The organism is Conexibacter sp. S30A1, from assembly GCF_023330665.1.
Taxonomy (GTDB): Bacteria; Actinomycetota; Thermoleophilia; order Solirubrobacterales; family Solirubrobacteraceae; genus Palsa-465.
The window spans coordinates 3,140,940-3,156,864 of sequence record NZ_CP097127.1; the positions used below are offsets into that span (position 1 = coordinate 3,140,940).

Below are 15,925 nucleotides of genomic sequence, written 5' to 3' on the forward strand. Positions count from 1 at the left end.
GGCGAACTTCTGAGCCAGAGCACTTAGATGCAAGAGACCCCCGCTCCGTGAGGGCGACGGCTTCGCTTGGCCGCACCGTTACGGGGCGTTCTCACTCAGGGGCGGATTGCTGAGACCGCCAGCCTGATTTGGCCCCAGTGCGACGGGGCGAGTTCCAGCCAACGTCGGAAAGCGCCGGACAACCGGCATGAGAGAAGGGAATGAGAGAGTCCTACATCGAAGATTTAGCGAACCGCGGTGGCCCTGCCCATGCGTTGGCGTTCCGTGAGGGCGCAGCGAAGCGTTGGTGTCGGGGTGCGTGCAGGCCGGCTATTGAGCCCCGAAATGCTGAACAGTCTGGGTGCCGACACGGTCGACGTCGGTGGAAGGCAATACTTGCGGCGGCGTTATCGCGAGTCGTCGTGAGGCCCGGCGGGGTCGGAGAACCTGTGCATGTGCGTGATCTCTCCATGCTGAGAACCGGGAGGGCTTGCGGTTATCCGCCTGTCGTGATGGCGGGGCGGGTCGCGCGGGGAACGCCGGTGGCGGTAATCCCGTGACGCACGACCGTGAGCAGTCGGACGGCCTGATAGTACCTGTGAAGCTGTCGAACAACGCCCGAGACGGGGCGGCGGAGGCGGTGGAGGGAAGCGGGCCGGTCAAGGGGAACGCGGCAGGCAAAACGCGTCCCGGACACTGTGCCGGGCATGACGCGCCAAGTGCGCTTGACCGTGTGCGACGGATCGCAAGGCAGGACAAGGACGTGCGGTTCACCGCGCTACTGCACCATGTTGACGTCGATCGCCTGCGGGCGGCGTACTTTGCGCTTCGGCCAAAGGCCGCACCGGGGGTGGATGGCGTCACGTGGGACGACTACGGGCAGGATCTGGAGGGCAGCCTCACGGATCTCCACGCTCGTGTTCACAGGGGCGCCTATCGAGCGAGACCGTCTCGGCGGGTGTTCATTCCGAAGCCGGATGGGCGGCTTAGGCCGCTCGGCGTCGCTGCGCTTGAGGACAAGATCCTTCAGCGGGCGGTGGTCGAGGTGCTGAACGCTGTCTATGAGCAGGACTTTCTCGGTTTCTCTTACGGCTTCCGTCCGGGGCGCTCACCGCATGACGCGCTGGACGCACTGGCATACGGGATCAACCGTCGGAGGGTGAACTGGGTGCTCGACGCTGATTTCAGCGACTACTTTTCCAGGCTCGACCATCAGTGGCTGGTCAAGTTCTTAGAGCACCGGATCGCGGATGAAAGGGTCTTGCGGCTGATCCAGAAATGGCTGGCCGCGGGGGTCATCGAGGCCGGGTCGTGGACAGCATTGCCGGACGGCGTTCCCCAGGGGGCCTCGGCCTCTCCGTTGTTGGCGAACGTTTACGCGCACTACGTCCTTGACCTGTGGGCTGACCAATGGAGACGTCGGCACGCGCACGGTCATGTTGTGATCGTGCGCTTCGCCGATGACTTCGTGGTGGGTTTTGAGCACCGGCAGGACGCGGAACGGTTCTGGGTTGAGCTTCGCGAGAGACTCGCGAAGTTCGGGCTGGAGCTTAACGCCGAGAAGACCAGGCTGATCGAGTTCGGGCGGTTTGCCGCCCGTGATCGTGCAGCCCGAGGGCTCGGCAAGCCTGAGACGTTCCAGTTTCTCGGTTTCACGCACATGTGCGGGAAGGCGAGGAAGACGGGACAGTTCAAGCTCTTGCGGACCACCGACTCGAAACGGATGCGCGTCAAGCTGCACGCTCTCAAGCGGGAGATGGCGTGGCGTATGCACCAGCCCATTCCGGCGCAGGGCCAGTGGCTTGCCACGGTCCTTCAAGGGCACTACAACTACTACGCGGTGCCCAACAACAGCGAGGCGCTCCACGTCTTCCGCGAACAGATCATCCGGTACTGGCGACACTCGCTGCGGCGACGTAGTCAGCGCAACCGGATCGACTGGACGCGAATGAACGTCTTGGCTGACCGATGGCTACCAGCCCCGCGTATCTTGCATCCTTGGCCTGAACAGCGATTCGCCGCCAGAACCCAAGACAGGAGCCCAGTGCGGTAGTCCCGCACGCTGGGATCTGCGCGGGGGGCGGTCAGCAACGGCCGTCCCCACCGCAACCAACAGTTGACAGATCAACCCTACCGGTTGGGGTGGCGGAGCGCTACAGACCGGGGTGCCGTAGCGGGGTGGGAGCGGGAGCCCCGGAGGGGCGATGGCTCTCACCCCGCTACGGGCGCGGCTGCCGGGCGGGGGCACGGGGTGTCCTGCAGACCCCGCCGGACGGGCGCTTGCTGCTGTGCACGGCCGTTGGTCGTGCGTGGGCATAGCGGGCGCCAGCGTGTAAGCGCGCGCTGGTGCGCTGATGCCCGGTCAGGCGTGTGGCGGGATGTTGCTGGCCGTGGCCGTCGCGGGCTCTGACCCCGCTGCGGGCGTGGCCGGCACCCGGGGGCATGGCATACCGGCAGCGTGGCCCACGGCGACGATCTGGGGACGTTGTTTGCCAGCACGCACGATGCTGCGCATGTCACGCCGCGGCCGCGCTGGCGGTGATCGCGGCTGGCGAACACGCCGTCAACACGCTATGGGCGGGTGAGGCGCTGCGCTCGATGTCTATGCGGCGAGCTGCTCAAGCTCCATGTCCAACAGCTGCGCTGGGGTGCGCCACCCCAGCGTTCTGCGTGGCCGGCCGTTTATCTCTGCTGCGACACGCTCAAGCTCATCCGGGCTGTGCTGGGAGAGGTCGCTGCCTTTCGGGAAGTAGTCCCGCAGAACACCGTTCATGTTCTCGTTAGACGCCCGCTGCCACGGGCTGTGAGCCTCGCAGAAGAACACGCTTGTGCCGGTGCTGGCAGTGACCTGCTCGTGGCCTGCCATCTCGGTTCCTTGATCCCAGGTCAGCGACCGGCGCAGCGCCGGCGGCAGCACGGCGAGCTTGTGCTCAAGCGCTGCGTTCAGCGCCTGGGCGCCTTGCCCGCCGTCCAGGTGCAGCAACACCACAAACCGGGTTTTGCGCTCAACCAGCGTCCCGATCGCACTGCGGTTGTACGCACCCTTGATCAGATCGCCCTCCCAATGCCCGGCAATGCTGCGGTCCAGCGCCTCCTGCGGGCGCTGGTCGATCATCCGCATGCTCTCAGGCCTTTGACGACGCTGATCAGGGCGCAAGCGCCGCTTACGCCGCCGCCTGCGGCACGGGCGCGTGATATCCACCAACGGGTCATAGATCGCCTGATACACCGACTCTGTGCACAACTGCCGAGCGCGCTCACCCGGAAACCTCGTGTGCAGCTCGTGGGAGACCTGCTCTGGGCTGAAACGCCTGCCAAGCAGCCCCGTTACGGCTTCGTGCAGCACCGTGTCGGTAGCGACCCGACGCTGCCGCACACGACCAAGCCGCCCGCCGGCGAGACGCTGCGCGCCGTGCGGGCGATACGAACCATCATCGGCACCGTTACGCGACAGCTCCCGGCTGACCGTCGAGGCGCAGCGCCCGATCCGGCGGGCGATCTCACGCACACCCAGCCCCTCGCCACGCAGATCCGCGATCCTCACCCGCTCCTCCTCGCTCAAATACCGGTCGCTACGCGGCTTTCGCTCAATGATCATCACCGGCGGATAGTGGCGAGAGCGCCCGACAGCAGACCGGACCGTCCGCCCATAACGCCACCTCACGCCGGTCTTACGATGCACACCAACCTGCCGGCACGCCTCGCTGTTGCTCACACCCTGCGCGATCAACGAAGCCCATCGTGCCCGCTTCTCAGCCTGCGGCGCCGTTCCCGGTGACCGTCTCTCTCCTGACATCGCAACCCCCGAACCGTGGTGGTGTTGCGACGATCACTCGAATCCGCCGAGCTTGATTTGGCCCCACCTTCCGTCCGAGCGTGACTTGATGGTCCGTGTTTCTTGGAGCACGGATCGGAGGTTGCAGAAGGGATGTCAAGAGTGGAGCTGTTTGAGAAGATCCGTAGGGATCACGAGTTCGCGGGCGTGTCCAAGCGTGAGCTGGCGCGCCGGTATGGGGTGCATCGCCGGACGGTCAACCAGGCGTTGGAATCGGCGTTGCCGCCGGAGCGTAAGCAGCCGGAGGGCCGTCCAGCGCCGGCGCTTGGACCGTTTAGGGAGTGGATTGATGGGATTCTGGTCGCGGATCGGGACGCGCCGCGTAAGCAGCGGCACACGGCCAAGCGGATCCGGGATCGGCTTGTGGAGGAGCGCGGTGTGGTTGTGGCCGAGTCGACGGTGCGTGATCACGTTCGTAAGCGCCGCCGGGAGCTTGGGTTGCTGGCGGAGGCGTTCTGTCCGCAGGTGCATGATCCGGGTCAGACGGCGGAGGTTGATTGGGGTGAGGCGACCGTCAGTGTGGCTGGCACGCTGACGGTGCTCGGCTTGTTTTTGATGCGCTCGTGCTTTTCGGGGGCGTGTTTTGTGATGGCGTTTGAGTCGCAGTCCCAGCAGGCGTTTTTGGAGGGGCATGTGCATGCGCTGGACTGGTTCACGGGCGTGTTTGCGACGATCAGATACGACAATCTGAAGTCTGCGGCGAAGAAGACGTTGAAGGGCCGCAACCGGGTTGAGAGCGAGCGGTTTGTTGCGTTGCGCTCGCACTACCTGTATGAGTCGTGGTTCACGCTGGTGGGTATCCAGGGCGCCCATGAGAAGGCGTTTGTTTCATAGTGCACCTCCTGGGCTTGTTTTGATGTGTTCTCGGTTTGCGAGGCGTTGGCCGAGGTGTTTGACGAGCCTCGGGTCGTCGGGTTGGGGTGGGTCGTAGAGTTGCTCGTTGCGGTCGTTGGCTTTGTGGGATGTGAGCAGCCCGGCGCGGGCCCAGGCCTTGATCGTGTGGTGGTGCACGCCGAGTTGCTCGGTGATCTCGGTGAGCGTCAGCATTCCGGCGGCGTGCAGGCGGGCTTGGTGGCTGCCGAGCCTGTGGTTCTTGCCCAGGCACTTCACGATGTAGCCGGTGAACGGGCTGCCATCGAACGACTGCAGGTCCTGGGCGTTGAGGATCGCGGCGATCTCACTTTCGGTGTGCTCGTCGAGCAGCCGGTCGATCTGGGCGATCACCTCGGCCGGGGTTTTGCGCTGCTCACCGATCGGGGTTGGGAGCGGTAGCGTGAGGCTGGTGGTCTGCCCGCCACGGAAGCGGACGTGCACGTGGATCTCCTCGGTGCGGTTCAGGGTCACGTCCTCGATCAAAAGCCGGGCGATCCGTTTGCGCTCACGCGCGGGGGTGGCGGGATCTGACCACAGCGCCGGGAAGTCAGCGGCAAGCTGACGGATCCTGGCCTTGTGCTGCTCGGTCAGCTGAGCGCGAGCGGTCTCGGTGCCGCGCTGGTAGTCGTCCTGGGCGTCGTTGAGTTGACGGAGCTTGTCGTTCCAGTCCGCTTCGAGGGTGTCGGCGACGAGGCGGTTTGAGGGGTCCACGGCGAGGTAGCGGCGGCGGGCGAGCTCAGCATGCTGTTGGGCGCGCTGCACATGGCTTCTGCGCAACTGGTCGGCTTCGTCGGCGCGTTGCTCGAGCTCGGCCTGGACGCTCAGCGCGACCTCCAAAGCGAGCGGCGTGACGGTCTCGAGCAGCAGCCGGCTGATCGTCTCATCGACACGCTGGCCGGGGATCGTCTGGCACTGCCCGGTGTGGTGCTGGATGTTGGCGCGGATGCAGCGGTAGTCGGGGACGAGTTCGCCGCGGCGTTGGTGGTATTGGACGCTCATCCGGTTTCCGCAGCGGCCGCAGATGACGATGCCTTGCAGCAGCGCGGGTCCTTCGCGGGCGGGGCCGCCGGCGCGGTCCTGCCCGTGAGCGCGGGCGTTCTCGGCGAGCGTGCGCAGGTTCTGCTCGAACTGCTCGAAGGTGAGGTAGCCCGGGTGGCTGTCGGGGATCAGTGCTGTCCACTGCTCGCGCGGGAGCTGATGGGAGGTCATCTTCCCGTCCGGGGTTTTTCGGTTCTTGCGCCGGCCATACGCGAACGCGCCCGCATAGCGGGGGTTGTGCAACGCGCGCAGCACCCGCCAGTGCGCGGGCTCGACCCACGCAAGCTCACCGGCCAGGTGCCCTTTACGGATCCGGGTTGGGAACAGCAGCCCCTCGCGCTTGAACTCGTAGACGACCGCGCGAGCTGACCCCGTCCGCGCAAACGTTGCGAACACGTGGTGCAGCGCGTTCTGCACGCTGCGGTCAGGATCAAGCACGACCTTTCCGGACGGGTCATAGACAAGGCCGACCGGCAGCGGCATCTGCAGCTCACCGCGGCGGGCTTTGGACAGGATTCCGCCCTGCAACCGGGCGCGGATGAAATGCAGCTCCGCCTCCGACATGGTGCCCTTCAAACCGAGCAGCAGTCGGTCGTTGAAATCAGCGGGGTCATAGAGCCCGTCCTCATCGCAGATCAGCGTGCCTGACAGCCCGCAGATCTCCAAGAGACGATGCCAGTCGGCGTTGTTGCGTGCGAGCCGTGAGACCTCCAGGCCGAGCACGATCCCGGCCTTCCCGAGACCGACCTCGGCTACGAGCCGCTGGAACCCCTCACGGTCCGCCGCGGAGGCGCCGGACTGCCCCTGATCAGTGTCGATCACAACGATCCGCTCCACCGGCCAGCCGAGCGCGATCGCGCGCCTGCGCAGCGCGTATTGGCGCTGAGTGGACTCCGTGTTCTGCATCACTTGGCGCAAGGTCGATTGCCGCACATACAGAAACGCGGTCCGTTGCAGATGCTCGGCGGTGACCTTCGCTGCCGTGTTCGAAGCCAGCGCGCTCATCGTTGTGTCTCCTCTCGGGTCGTTTGTGGCCGGTCATGCCGCAGCGGCGCACGCCAAGGCCATGCTCGCCAGCACGCTGACGATCTCCCCTTCGGCCACCGGCGCGGCGGCGTTCGGGGCAAGCGGCGGCGTGACGGGCGGCGCGGGCGCGGTGCTCTGCCACACGCGCGTCCAGGCGCTGACGCCGCGGTGCTCAAGCAGCGCAAGCCCGAGCCGCGCGCTGCCTGGTCCTCCCGCGAGCGCCTGGCCGCGCAACTGCTCATACCGGTCGACATCACCACGGCCGCGGGCTCCCTCATCGATCGCCCTCCTCTCGCGGACGGTCAGCGCGCGCGAGCGCCCGCTCGATCGAGCGGCGATGAACCCGCACGCCGAACCGCTCCGCGATCAGCTCAACAAGACCGGTCGAGCGCAACCCAGGATCGCCGGCGAGCCGCTCCCGAGCGAACGACACCACCTCGTCAGTCAGCTTATGCGCGCGCCTGGGTCCCGGGCGGGCCGGCACCAGCCCCGCGAGCCCGCCCGCGTCAAGCGCCGCTGCCGCCTCATAAAACGACGGGCGTGAGAACCCGAACTCCTGGGCTGAGCGCGCGACCGTGTCCCCGTCGACCCGCACACGGCGGACCATCTCGTACTTCACCTGCACCAGATCCCGCGGGTCAAGGAACTCCGAGGCCGCGAAGCGCTCATCACGAACCGCCTCAGGCCGCGGGTTCAAGCTCCGTTCCGCTCTAAGCGCCTGAACCTTCGGATCCTCACCCTCACTGACCACCGCAACCTCCCTCAAATTGTGTTAGGCACATTATGCCGCGACTGTCGGACGAAGCTATCCACAAGACGACTCAACTCCCGGAGATACACAGCCTATTCGTCCTCGTGGGAACACGAGGCCGGGTGCCTCCGCCCAGCTAGCGGCATAATTGCCCTTACGCTTGTGGCGTAATTCGCCTTACACCTCGTCGCCTGGTTCCGCCCGGCGAAGACTGTCGATCAGCTCGCCGAGCACCACCAGGTCCACAACCCGTAGCGCGCTACGCCCGTCCGAGACCGCGACGAACGCGTCCGGCGCGGCAGCGTCCGTCCACCCCGTCGGCAACGAGCACTGAGCCCCGCCCTCGTCGAAGAAGAACACGCGATCCTCACCCCACGCCTGCCGGATCCCGACCAACACGAACTCTCGCCCCACCCACGGGTGGAACGGATGCGTCACAACAACTCGCTGCTCACCGTCGCAACTGAGTGCAGTTGACAGCGATCGCCAAGGGTGGTGTGGAGATGGACAGCCCCCGTTTGTCGGTCCACCACGAGTGAGAGTGTGGGTGGATGTGACGGCCGGGAAGTTAGCGTGACCGGCGGACGGACAGCTTGGGGTTGCTGCCGCGGCCAGTGTCGCTGAGGCGGGAGCGCAGCGAGCGCCGAAGCGGCACTCGCTGCGGGCGCGTCGCCGTCCCGGCCTGGTGGTCGGGGTGCTGCTCATGCCGTGAGCTTCTCGGCAGGCTCGGGGTCTGCGAGCGGCCCAAGCACGGCCGGGGTGATGCCATACCCGGCAGCGAACGCGGCGGGGGTGAGCATCTGAAGCGAGCTGTGGGGTCTGCGGTGGTTGTAATCCTCCCGCCAGTCTTCGGTCAACACCCGGGCCTCAGCCAGACACGAGAACTCCTCGATATCGAGCAGCTCGTCCCGGACACGGGAGTGGAAGCTCTCGACGTAGGGGTTCTGCCATGGGGAGCCGGGGTCGATGTAGACGGTCTGGGTGCCGGCGCTCTCACACCAGTCCTTCAGAGCGTGTGCGGTCATCTCCGGGCCGTTGTCCATCCGCAAATGCTCGGGGGCGCCACGCTCAGCCACAAGGCCCTCAAGCAGGGCTACGACGGTGTCGGCGTCGATGCTGCGCGCCACGTGCATCACGAGTGCTTCGCGGGTGAACTCATCCACGATGTTGCAGAACCGCAGCACACGACCGTCTGCGGTCTGATCGGCCTGGAAATCGAACGTCCACACGTGGTTGGGGTGCTCAGCGACCAGACGGCGGTCCGGTGAGGTTGACTCCCCAAGCCGGCGGCGTTTGCGCTTGTGTTGCGGGACCCGTAGCCCCTCCTCACGCCACAGACGCCCCACCCGTTTGCGGTTCACATCCCACCCCTGCTGGCGGAGGTGATGATGCGCCCGGCGATACCCCCACCGCGGCCGGTCCTTGGAGAACTGCCGCAGCTCCGCCCGCAGCGCGGCGTCATCATCAGCCCGCCTGGGCTCATAGCGCTCCGTAGAGCGATGCTGGCCCACGACCCGGCATGCCCAGCGCTCGCTCACACCAAGGCGGTCGCGCAACATCCAGGCCGCCTGGCGCTTGCGGGCTGGGCCTACCAGTTTCCCCGGGCAACCTCCTTCAACGCCCGGACCTCAAGCTCCTTGTCAGCGACGATCTGCTTCAACGTGACGTTCTCACGCTCAAGCTCCTTCAACCGCTTCGCGTCCTGAGCCTTCATCCCGCCGTACTGCTCTCGTTCCGCACTTCTCGGAGGGCGGATTCGAGTGATCGTCGCAACACCACCACGGTTTGGGGGTTGCGATGGCTGGGACGGGAAGGCCGCGAGGGCGTCCGCCGCTGACGGCGCAGCGGGCGCAGTGGGCTGTGCTGATCGCGCAGGGGGTGAGCAACAGGGAGGCGTGCCGGCGTGTCGGGGTTGACCGCAGCTCGGGTAGGCACTGGCGTAACGGCGACACGGCGCGGGATGCCATCGGCCGTGTCCGGCACTATCCGCCGGTGAAGATCATTGAGCCAAAGGCGCGCAGCGACCGGTATTTGAGCGAGGAGGAGCGGGTGCAGATCGCCGATTTGCGTGGTGAGGGGCTGGGTGTGCGTGAGATCGCCCGCCGGATCGGGCGCTGCGCCTCGACGGTCAGCCGTGAACTGTCCCGTAATGGCGGTGAGGATGGTTCCTATCGCCCGCATGGCGCGCAACGTCTCGCCGGCGGGCGGCTTGGTCGTGCGCGGCAGCGTCGCGTCGCTACCGATACGGTGCTGCACGACACGGTTCTGGGGCTGCTTGGCAGGCGTTTCAGTCCGGAGCAGGTCTCCCACGAGCTGCACACGAGGTTTCCGGGTGAGCGCGCTCGGCAGTTGTGCACAGAGTCGATCTATCAGGCGATCTATGACCCGTTGGTGGATATCACGCGTCCGTGCCGTAGACGGCGGCGTAAGCGGCGCCTGCGCCCTGATCAGCGTCGTCAAAGGCCTGAGAGCATGCGGATGATCACCGAACGTCCGAGCGAGGTTGAAAGCCGTGATGTCGCCGGGCATTGGGAGGGTGATCTGATCAAGGGCGCGTACAACCGCAGTGCGATCGGCACGCTGGTTGAGCGCAAAACGAGGTTTGTGGTGTTGTTGCACCTGGACGGCGGGCAGGGCGCCCAGGCGCTGAACACGGCGCTTGAGCACAAGCTCGCCGTGCTGCCTGAGGCGCTGCGCCGGTCGCTGACCTGGGATCAAGGAACCGAGATGGCAGGCCATGAGCAGCTCAGCGCCAGCACCGGCACAAGCGTGTTCTTCTGTGAGGCTCACAGCCCTTGGCAGCGGGCATCCAACGAGAACATGAACGGTGTTTTGCGTGACTACTTCCCGAAGGGCAGCGACCTCTCACAGCACGGCCCGCAGGAGCTTGAGCGTGTCGCAGCAGAGATAAACGCTCGGCCACGCAGAACGCTGGGGTGGCACACCCCAGCACAGCTGTTGGACATGGAGCTTGAGCAGCTCGCCGCATAGACGCCGGGCGCAGCATCTCGCCCGCCCATAGCGTGTTGACGGCGTGTTCGCCAGCCGCGATCACCGCCAGTGCGGCCGGGTCCTGACATGCGCAGCATCGTGCGTGCTCGCGCACGATGTCCCCAGACCGTCGCTGTGCGGCAGGCCGCCGGTGTGCCGTGCCCCCGGGGGTGCCGGCCGCGCCCGTGGCGGGGTGAGAGGGCGGATTCGAGTGATCGTCGCAACACCACCACGGTTCGGGGGTTGCGATGTCAGGAGAGAGACGGTCACCGGGAACGGCGCCGCAGGCTGAGAAGCGGGCACGATGGGCTTTGCTGATCGCGCAGGGTGTGAGCAACAGCGAGGCGTGCCGGCAGGTTGGTGTTGATCGTAAGACCGGTGTGAGGTGGCGTTATGGGCGGACGGTCCGGTCTGCTGTCGGGCGCCCTCGCCACTATCCGCCGGTGATGATCATTGAGCCAAAGCCGCGTAGCGACCGGTATTTGAGCGAGGAGGAGCGGGTGAGGATCGCGGATCTGCGTGGCGAGGGGCTGGGTGTGCGTGAGATCGCCCGCCGGATCGGGCGCTGCGCCTCGACGGTCAGCCGGGAGCTGTCGCGTAACGGTGGTGATGATGGTTCGTATCGCCCGCACGGCGCGCAGCGTCTCGCCGGCGGGCGGCTTGGTCGTGTGCGGCAGCGTCGGGTCGCTACCGACACGGTGCTGCACGAAGCCGTAACGGGGCTGCTTGGCAGGCGTTTCAGCCCAGAGCAGGTCTCCCACGAGCTGCACACGAGGTTTCCGGGTGAGCGCGCTCGGCAGTTGTGCACAGAGTCGGTGTATCAGGCGATCTATGACCCGTTGGTGGATATCACGCGCCCGTGCCGCAGGCGGCGGCGTAAGCGGCGCTTGCGCCCTGATCAGCGTCGTCAAAGGCCTGAGAGCATGCGGATGATCGACCAGCGCCCGCAGGAGGCGCTGGACCGCAGCATTGCCGGGCATTGGGAGGGCGATCTGATCAAGGGTGCGTACAACCGCAGTGCGATCGGGACGCTGGTTGAGCGCAAAACCCGGTTTGTGGTGTTGCTGCACCTGGACGGCGGGCAAGGCGCCCAGGCGCTGAACGCAGCGCTTGAGCACAAGCTCGCCGTGCTGCCGCCGGCGCTGCGCCGGTCGCTGACCTGGGATCAAGGAACCGAGATGGCAGGCCACGAGCAGGTCACTGCCAGCACCGGCACAAGCGTGTTCTTCTGCGAGGCTCACAGCCCGTGGCAGCGGGCGTCTAACGAGAACATGAACGGTGTTCTGCGGGACTACTTCCCGAAAGGCAGCGACCTCTCCCAGCACAGCCCGGATGAGCTTGAGCGTGTCGCAGCAGAGATAAACGGCCGGCCACGCAGAACGCTGGGGTGGCGCACCCCAGCGCAGCTGTTGGACATGGAGCTTGAGCAGCTCGCCGCATAGACATCGAGCGCAGCGCCTCACCCGCCCATAGCGTGTTGACGGCGTGTTCGCCAGCCGCGATCACCGCCAGCGCGGCCGCGGCGTGACATGCGCAGCATCGTGCGTGCTGGCAAACAACGTCCCCAGATCGTCGCCGTGGGCCACGCTGCCGGTATGCCATGCCCCCGGGTGCCGGCCACGCCCGCAGCGGGGTCAGAGCCCGCGACGGCCACGGCCAGCAACATCCCGCCACACGCCTGACCGGGCATCAGCGCACCAGCGCGCGCTTACACGCTGGCGCCCGCTATGCCCACGCACGACCAACGGCCGTGCACAGCAGCAAGCGCCCGTCCGGCGGGGTCTGCAGGACACCCCGTGCCCCCGCCCGGCAGCCGCGCCCGTAGCGGGGTGAGAGCCATCGCCCCTCCGGGGCTCCCGCTCCCACCCCGCTACGGCACCCCGGTCTGTAGCGCTCCGCCACCCCAACCGGTAGGGTTGATCTGTCAACTGTTGCGACGTTGGCTGGAACTCGCCCCGTCACGGTGGGGCCAAGCGAAGTCGTCGTTCTCAATTGCGGCCGACAGTCACCCCAGCGCATCTTCGGAGCCCCGCAATCGTCGTCCAGCGCCGTTCATCTCTGCGAGAGCTGCGCACGCTACCGGCCGTTTGAGCCCATCATTTACTGCCCGATATTCATGGGCCTGAGACCCGGTTCTAGTTCGACTTGGTCTCTGAAAGTCGTGATCTTGTGACGAGTTTTATGTGGTGGGGGCGAGCCTCGCGTTCTCGATGTAGTCGCTGACCGCGGATTCGAGGGTTTTCAGTGCGCGGCGAACCTCAATCGTGGCTGGCGGTTTGTCGGCGTCCAGGAGTGGGCGCAGGAGCCGGTTCTGCAGCTTGGTGTAGAACACGGCGACGCGGATCCCTTCGCTGGTGAGGACGTAGGTGTTGCTGTGGGGCAGGCGCGTGATGAGTCCGTGCAGCCGCAGGCGGCGCAGGTCGTAGCTCATCTTGGTGGTGCTGTAGTCGGGGCCGAGGAGTCCGGCGACGAGCCCGCGAAGGCTTTTGTTGGTGAAGCCGGTGACGGCTGGTAGGAGACAGCACAGCGCGCCGGCCAGAGCCATGACGCGCGAGTCGCCGAAGCGCACGGCTCCGGCGCGCTGGCCCTCATCTTGGTAGGGCTGGTGGATGCGCTCAAAAAGCGCAGAGCCGATGGCACAGCTCTGGCCGGCCTGTTGTTGAGCGACACGCTGGGTGGTGATGGTTGGGCCCTCAAACGCCGTTGAGCGTGGTGATGTGATCGGCTGCTGATCGCGGTCAACGCCAGGATCGTGGTGATGACCGGCTGGGTCGCCGTGTTCGTCCGTAATTTGCGGGCGTGGACCGCTGCCCTGCCGCCAGCGGTGATGCTGCTTATCACCATGCTGGTGGCGGCGTTTGCCGGTACGACCAGCGTCTGATATTGCTTGCAACACGAGTTCCCCCGGGGGTCTCGCGCGAGGGTCGTTGAGAGCCTGGCCCAGCTGAGGAGCGTGGTGTGGTGTGTGCGTGATGGCGATGAGCGCAGAGCTGGTGGTGGTGGAGGCTGATCTGGTGGCTGGGCGTTTGTGCTGCCCGGTTTGTGACGGGCCGCTTGTGCCGTGGGGGTTTGCGCGCGAGCGCACCGTGCGCCTGCTTGATGAGACACGCTTGCTGCGGCCACGGCGAGCGTGCTGTCGGCGCTGCGAGCAGACGCACGTGCTGCTGCCAGCCTGGGCGCTCGCCAGGCGGCGTGACGGGACGGAGGTGATCGGCCGGGCGCTTTTGGCCAAGGCCAACGGTCAGGGGCATCGCACGATCGCAGCGGCGCTCGGGCGCCCACCAGGGACGGTGCGTGGCTGGTTGCGCACCTTCACGCGCCGCGCCGGGGCGATCACCACGACCGCCCGCCTGTGGGAGCGTGCACTTGACCCGTCAGCCGACCAACAGATCGTGTCCGGCTCACCGCTGGTGCAGGCGGTGGACGCGCTCGGTCGTGCGACCCGGGCATGCCGGCTACGGCTGAAGCTGACAGCGTCAGCGTGGGAGCTTGCTGTGGTGTTGACGGGCCTGTTGCACGGGCCGGGACGCGACCCACCAGGGTTCTGAGACCCCGGGGTGTTGGTGGCCACGCGCGGTGGGTCGCATCGCTCGGACCGCACACGCCCCGCACCCCGAACAACATCCCGCGTCCTGGCGCTACGCCCCTGCCGAGCGATCAACAGCGACAGCGAAGCGGTCACAAACGCGCAACGCACCACCACCCGCCCCCGTGCCCCCTGTTTCTCTTCCTTGCCGCCGTTCCCAGGGCCACAGGAGAACGCTGCAAGGGGCTTTGGTCGTTCGGTCGTTCATGACCCAGATCATCACCCCCGATGACGCGATCATCACCATCCTGAGTGTCCGTCAACACTGTGGCCTGTTCTTACGATTCTGCTTGATCCGTTCTTCACGCGCGCGCCTGATGCCTGCGGCGCGGGCGCGGCGGATGCCGGGCCCGCGGCCGTGATGCTCATCATCGGGGGTGACATACCCGATCGAGGCGTGCAATCTGATCTTGTTGTACTCCTCCCTGGCGCGGGCGAGGGCGCTGTCAAGCACAGCGGGGTCGCTGATCGCTAAGAGCAGCGGCCACTCGCCTTTGACGTGGCTGAAGAAGCTCTCGATATGCGCCTGGTCTGTGGGGGTGCCGGGCCGGCCGTGATGCTGGGTGATCGCCATGATCGCCATGAACTGGCGGGTGTCGATCGCGGTCATCTCGGTGCCGTTATCAGACCAGGCGACCAGCACCGGCAGCTCGTCAGCCTCGTCGATGACGGCCGGCGGCGGCGCGTCGACGCTGGCAAGCGGTCGTCCGTCGGGGCCGAGCAGCCCCTGGTCCTCGAGCGCTTTGGCGAACAGCAGTTGCGCCTGGGTTGAGGTTTGCTCGCTTGAGAGCAGATAACCGATCCAGTAGCGGGTAACGACATCAACGATCGCGTAAGCGATGCGCTTGCAGCGGGTGAAGTGGGTTGCGTCCCAGATCCAGATCCGGTTTCTCTCCCACGGAATCTGAGGAAAGACGGGCTTTAGCGGCCGGGCGCGAACCGGCTCGCCCGGCAGGCTGACCTGATGTTTGAGCGCCACGCGCAACACCGTGGATGGGCTCACGAACACCTTGCCGGTGTAGCTGCCACGGTGCGCGAGCTTGCGATGGGAGCGATCAACCGGCCCCCAGGTCTCGATCAACTCAAGGATCGCCTGCTCCTCCCAGCCCAAGATCCCATGGACCGCGCCACCACCCGGATCGCGGTCCTCCAAGCTCCCGGTCTCTCTCAGGCGCGCCCGCCAGCGATACGCACGCACATCCGCCAGATCCAGCACCCGGCACGCACGCGCGTGCGCCCACCCCTGCCCGACCGCCACATCGATCAGCCCCAACAGCTCGAGCTTGACCCCCGCGCTCACCCGCGCGGGGACCGGGCCGAAAAGCCCGAGCGCTGCCTTCCCCTGTACAAGGAAAGCTCGATCGCCATCTCCTTGATCGCCTCCGACAAACGATCGTTCTCCGACCGGCACTCCGCAAGCTCCACAGCCTCCGCAGACAGCACCCGCCCCGGCTTCGCGGACGCGAACGCCGCCAACGACGCATCCTTCGCCAACTGCCTGAGCCGGATGATCACGCTCACGTCGACCCCGTACTTCCGGGCCGCATCCGCCTGCGAGAGCTCCTGCGAAGTGACCTCCAAAAAGATCTCCCACTTCTCCTCCGGCGAGAGCTGCCGGCGAGCTTTGCGCTTTCCGTTCTCCATCATCTGGACCTCCTAAATCAAGGCCCCGCACACTACCCCGCATACGGTTAGAAAACAGGCCCACCTGTATCGCGAAGTCAGACGCAAACCACACACGCGCGAGTGTCTGGTCGAGCACGGCGGGGTCGCTGATCGCTAAAAGCAGCGGCCACTCGCCTTTGACGTGGCTGAAGAAGCTCTCGATATGCGCCTGGTCTGTGGG

The 15,925-nt window shown here is 66.3% G+C and carries 16 protein-coding genes; 6 read left to right on the forward strand and 10 right to left on the reverse strand.

The window, feature by feature from the left end:
- The first annotated feature begins 535 nt into the window (after positions 1 to 535).
- On the forward strand, positions 536 to 2,032 hold the full coding sequence (gene ltrA / locus M3M54_RS15055; protein WP_371878587.1) for a group II intron reverse transcriptase/maturase: 1,497 nt from the start codon (positions 536 to 538) through the stop codon (positions 2,030 to 2,032).
- Between the two features lie 549 nt (positions 2,033 to 2,581).
- On the opposite strand, the gene M3M54_RS15060 is transcribed toward ltrA, so the two are convergent.
- Positions 2,582 to 3,577 (reverse strand): IS30 family transposase, encoded by a 996-nt coding sequence (locus M3M54_RS15060; protein ID WP_249019843.1) that lies wholly within the window; start codon positions 3,575 to 3,577, stop codon positions 2,582 to 2,584.
- 330 nt (positions 3,578 to 3,907) lie between these two features.
- Here M3M54_RS15060 and istA point away from each other — a divergent pair, with 330 nt between their 5' ends.
- Complete coding sequence (gene istA, locus M3M54_RS15065) at positions 3,908 to 4,648, forward strand: IS21 family transposase (protein WP_249019844.1); 741 nt, start codon at positions 3,908 to 3,910, stop codon at positions 4,646 to 4,648.
- Here the strand turns inward: istA and M3M54_RS15070 are convergent.
- The 6 genes from M3M54_RS15070 to M3M54_RS16755 form a co-directional block, all read right to left on the reverse strand.
- The gene (locus tag M3M54_RS15070; RefSeq protein WP_249019845.1) at positions 4,643 to 6,730 is read right to left on the reverse strand and encodes a recombinase family protein; all 2,088 of its coding nucleotides are present in this window, start codon (positions 6,728 to 6,730) and stop codon (positions 4,643 to 4,645) included. The genes istA and M3M54_RS15070 overlap by 6 nt on opposite strands.
- 33 nt (positions 6,731 to 6,763) lie before the next feature.
- Positions 6,764 to 6,985: a hypothetical protein gene (locus M3M54_RS15075; protein WP_249019846.1), complete on the reverse strand. Its 222-nt coding sequence runs from the start codon at positions 6,983 to 6,985 to the stop codon at positions 6,764 to 6,766.
- 40 nt (positions 6,986 to 7,025) lie between these two features.
- The gene (locus M3M54_RS15080) at positions 7,026 to 7,448 is read right to left on the reverse strand and encodes a helix-turn-helix domain-containing protein (protein ID WP_249019847.1); all 423 of its coding nucleotides are present in this window, start codon (positions 7,446 to 7,448) and stop codon (positions 7,026 to 7,028) included.
- Positions 7,449 to 7,679: 231 nt separating this feature from the next.
- A complete protein-coding gene (locus tag M3M54_RS15085; protein WP_249019848.1) occupies positions 7,680 to 7,940 on the reverse strand; it encodes a DUF5372 family protein in 261 nt (86 codons plus the stop codon).
- 263 nt (positions 7,941 to 8,203) lie between these two features.
- Positions 8,204 to 9,097 (reverse strand): IS3 family transposase, encoded by an 894-nt coding sequence (locus M3M54_RS15090; protein ID WP_256465856.1) that lies wholly within the window; start codon positions 9,095 to 9,097, stop codon positions 8,204 to 8,206.
- The gene (locus M3M54_RS16755) at positions 9,091 to 9,216 is read right to left on the reverse strand and encodes a hypothetical protein (protein ID WP_256465789.1); all 126 of its coding nucleotides are present in this window, start codon (positions 9,214 to 9,216) and stop codon (positions 9,091 to 9,093) included. The genes M3M54_RS15090 and M3M54_RS16755 overlap by 7 nt, the downstream gene beginning before the upstream one ends.
- Positions 9,217 to 9,299: 83 nt before the next feature.
- Here M3M54_RS16755 and M3M54_RS15095 point away from each other — a divergent pair, with 83 nt between their 5' ends.
- Positions 9,300 to 10,493, forward strand: a complete 1,194-nt coding sequence (locus M3M54_RS15095; RefSeq protein ID WP_249019639.1) for an IS30 family transposase — start codon at positions 9,300 to 9,302, stop codon at positions 10,491 to 10,493.
- Between the two features lie 248 nt (positions 10,494 to 10,741).
- A complete protein-coding gene (locus M3M54_RS15100) occupies positions 10,742 to 11,935 on the forward strand; it encodes an IS30 family transposase (protein WP_371878601.1) in 1,194 nt (397 codons plus the stop codon).
- A 737-nt stretch (positions 11,936 to 12,672) separates the two neighbouring features.
- On the opposite strand, the gene M3M54_RS15105 is transcribed toward M3M54_RS15100, so the two are convergent.
- Complete coding sequence (locus M3M54_RS15105) at positions 12,673 to 13,038, reverse strand: hypothetical protein (protein ID WP_249019851.1); 366 nt, start codon at positions 13,036 to 13,038, stop codon at positions 12,673 to 12,675.
- A gap of 213 nt (positions 13,039 to 13,251) precedes the next feature.
- Here M3M54_RS15105 and M3M54_RS16760 point away from each other — a divergent pair, with 213 nt between their 5' ends.
- Together M3M54_RS16760 and M3M54_RS15110 are read left to right on the forward strand one after the other, a co-directional pair.
- Positions 13,252 to 13,374: a hypothetical protein gene (locus tag M3M54_RS16760; RefSeq protein WP_256465790.1), complete on the forward strand. Its 123-nt coding sequence runs from the start codon at positions 13,252 to 13,254 to the stop codon at positions 13,372 to 13,374.
- 97 nt (positions 13,375 to 13,471) lie between these two features.
- Positions 13,472 to 14,041 (forward strand): helix-turn-helix domain-containing protein, encoded by a 570-nt coding sequence (locus tag M3M54_RS15110; protein ID WP_249019852.1) that lies wholly within the window; start codon positions 13,472 to 13,474, stop codon positions 14,039 to 14,041.
- A gap of 297 nt (positions 14,042 to 14,338) precedes the next feature.
- On the opposite strand, the gene M3M54_RS15115 is transcribed toward M3M54_RS15110, so the two are convergent.
- Together M3M54_RS15115 and M3M54_RS15120 are read right to left on the reverse strand one after the other, a co-directional pair.
- On the reverse strand, positions 14,339 to 15,379 hold the full coding sequence (locus M3M54_RS15115; RefSeq protein ID WP_249019853.1) for an integrase core domain-containing protein: 1,041 nt from the start codon (positions 15,377 to 15,379) through the stop codon (positions 14,339 to 14,341).
- On the reverse strand, positions 15,376 to 15,723 hold the full coding sequence (locus tag M3M54_RS15120; protein WP_249019854.1) for a transposase: 348 nt from the start codon (positions 15,721 to 15,723) through the stop codon (positions 15,376 to 15,378). Before M3M54_RS15120 ends, M3M54_RS15115 begins: the two co-directional genes overlap by 4 nt.
- Positions 15,724 to 15,925: the final 202 nt, after the last annotated feature.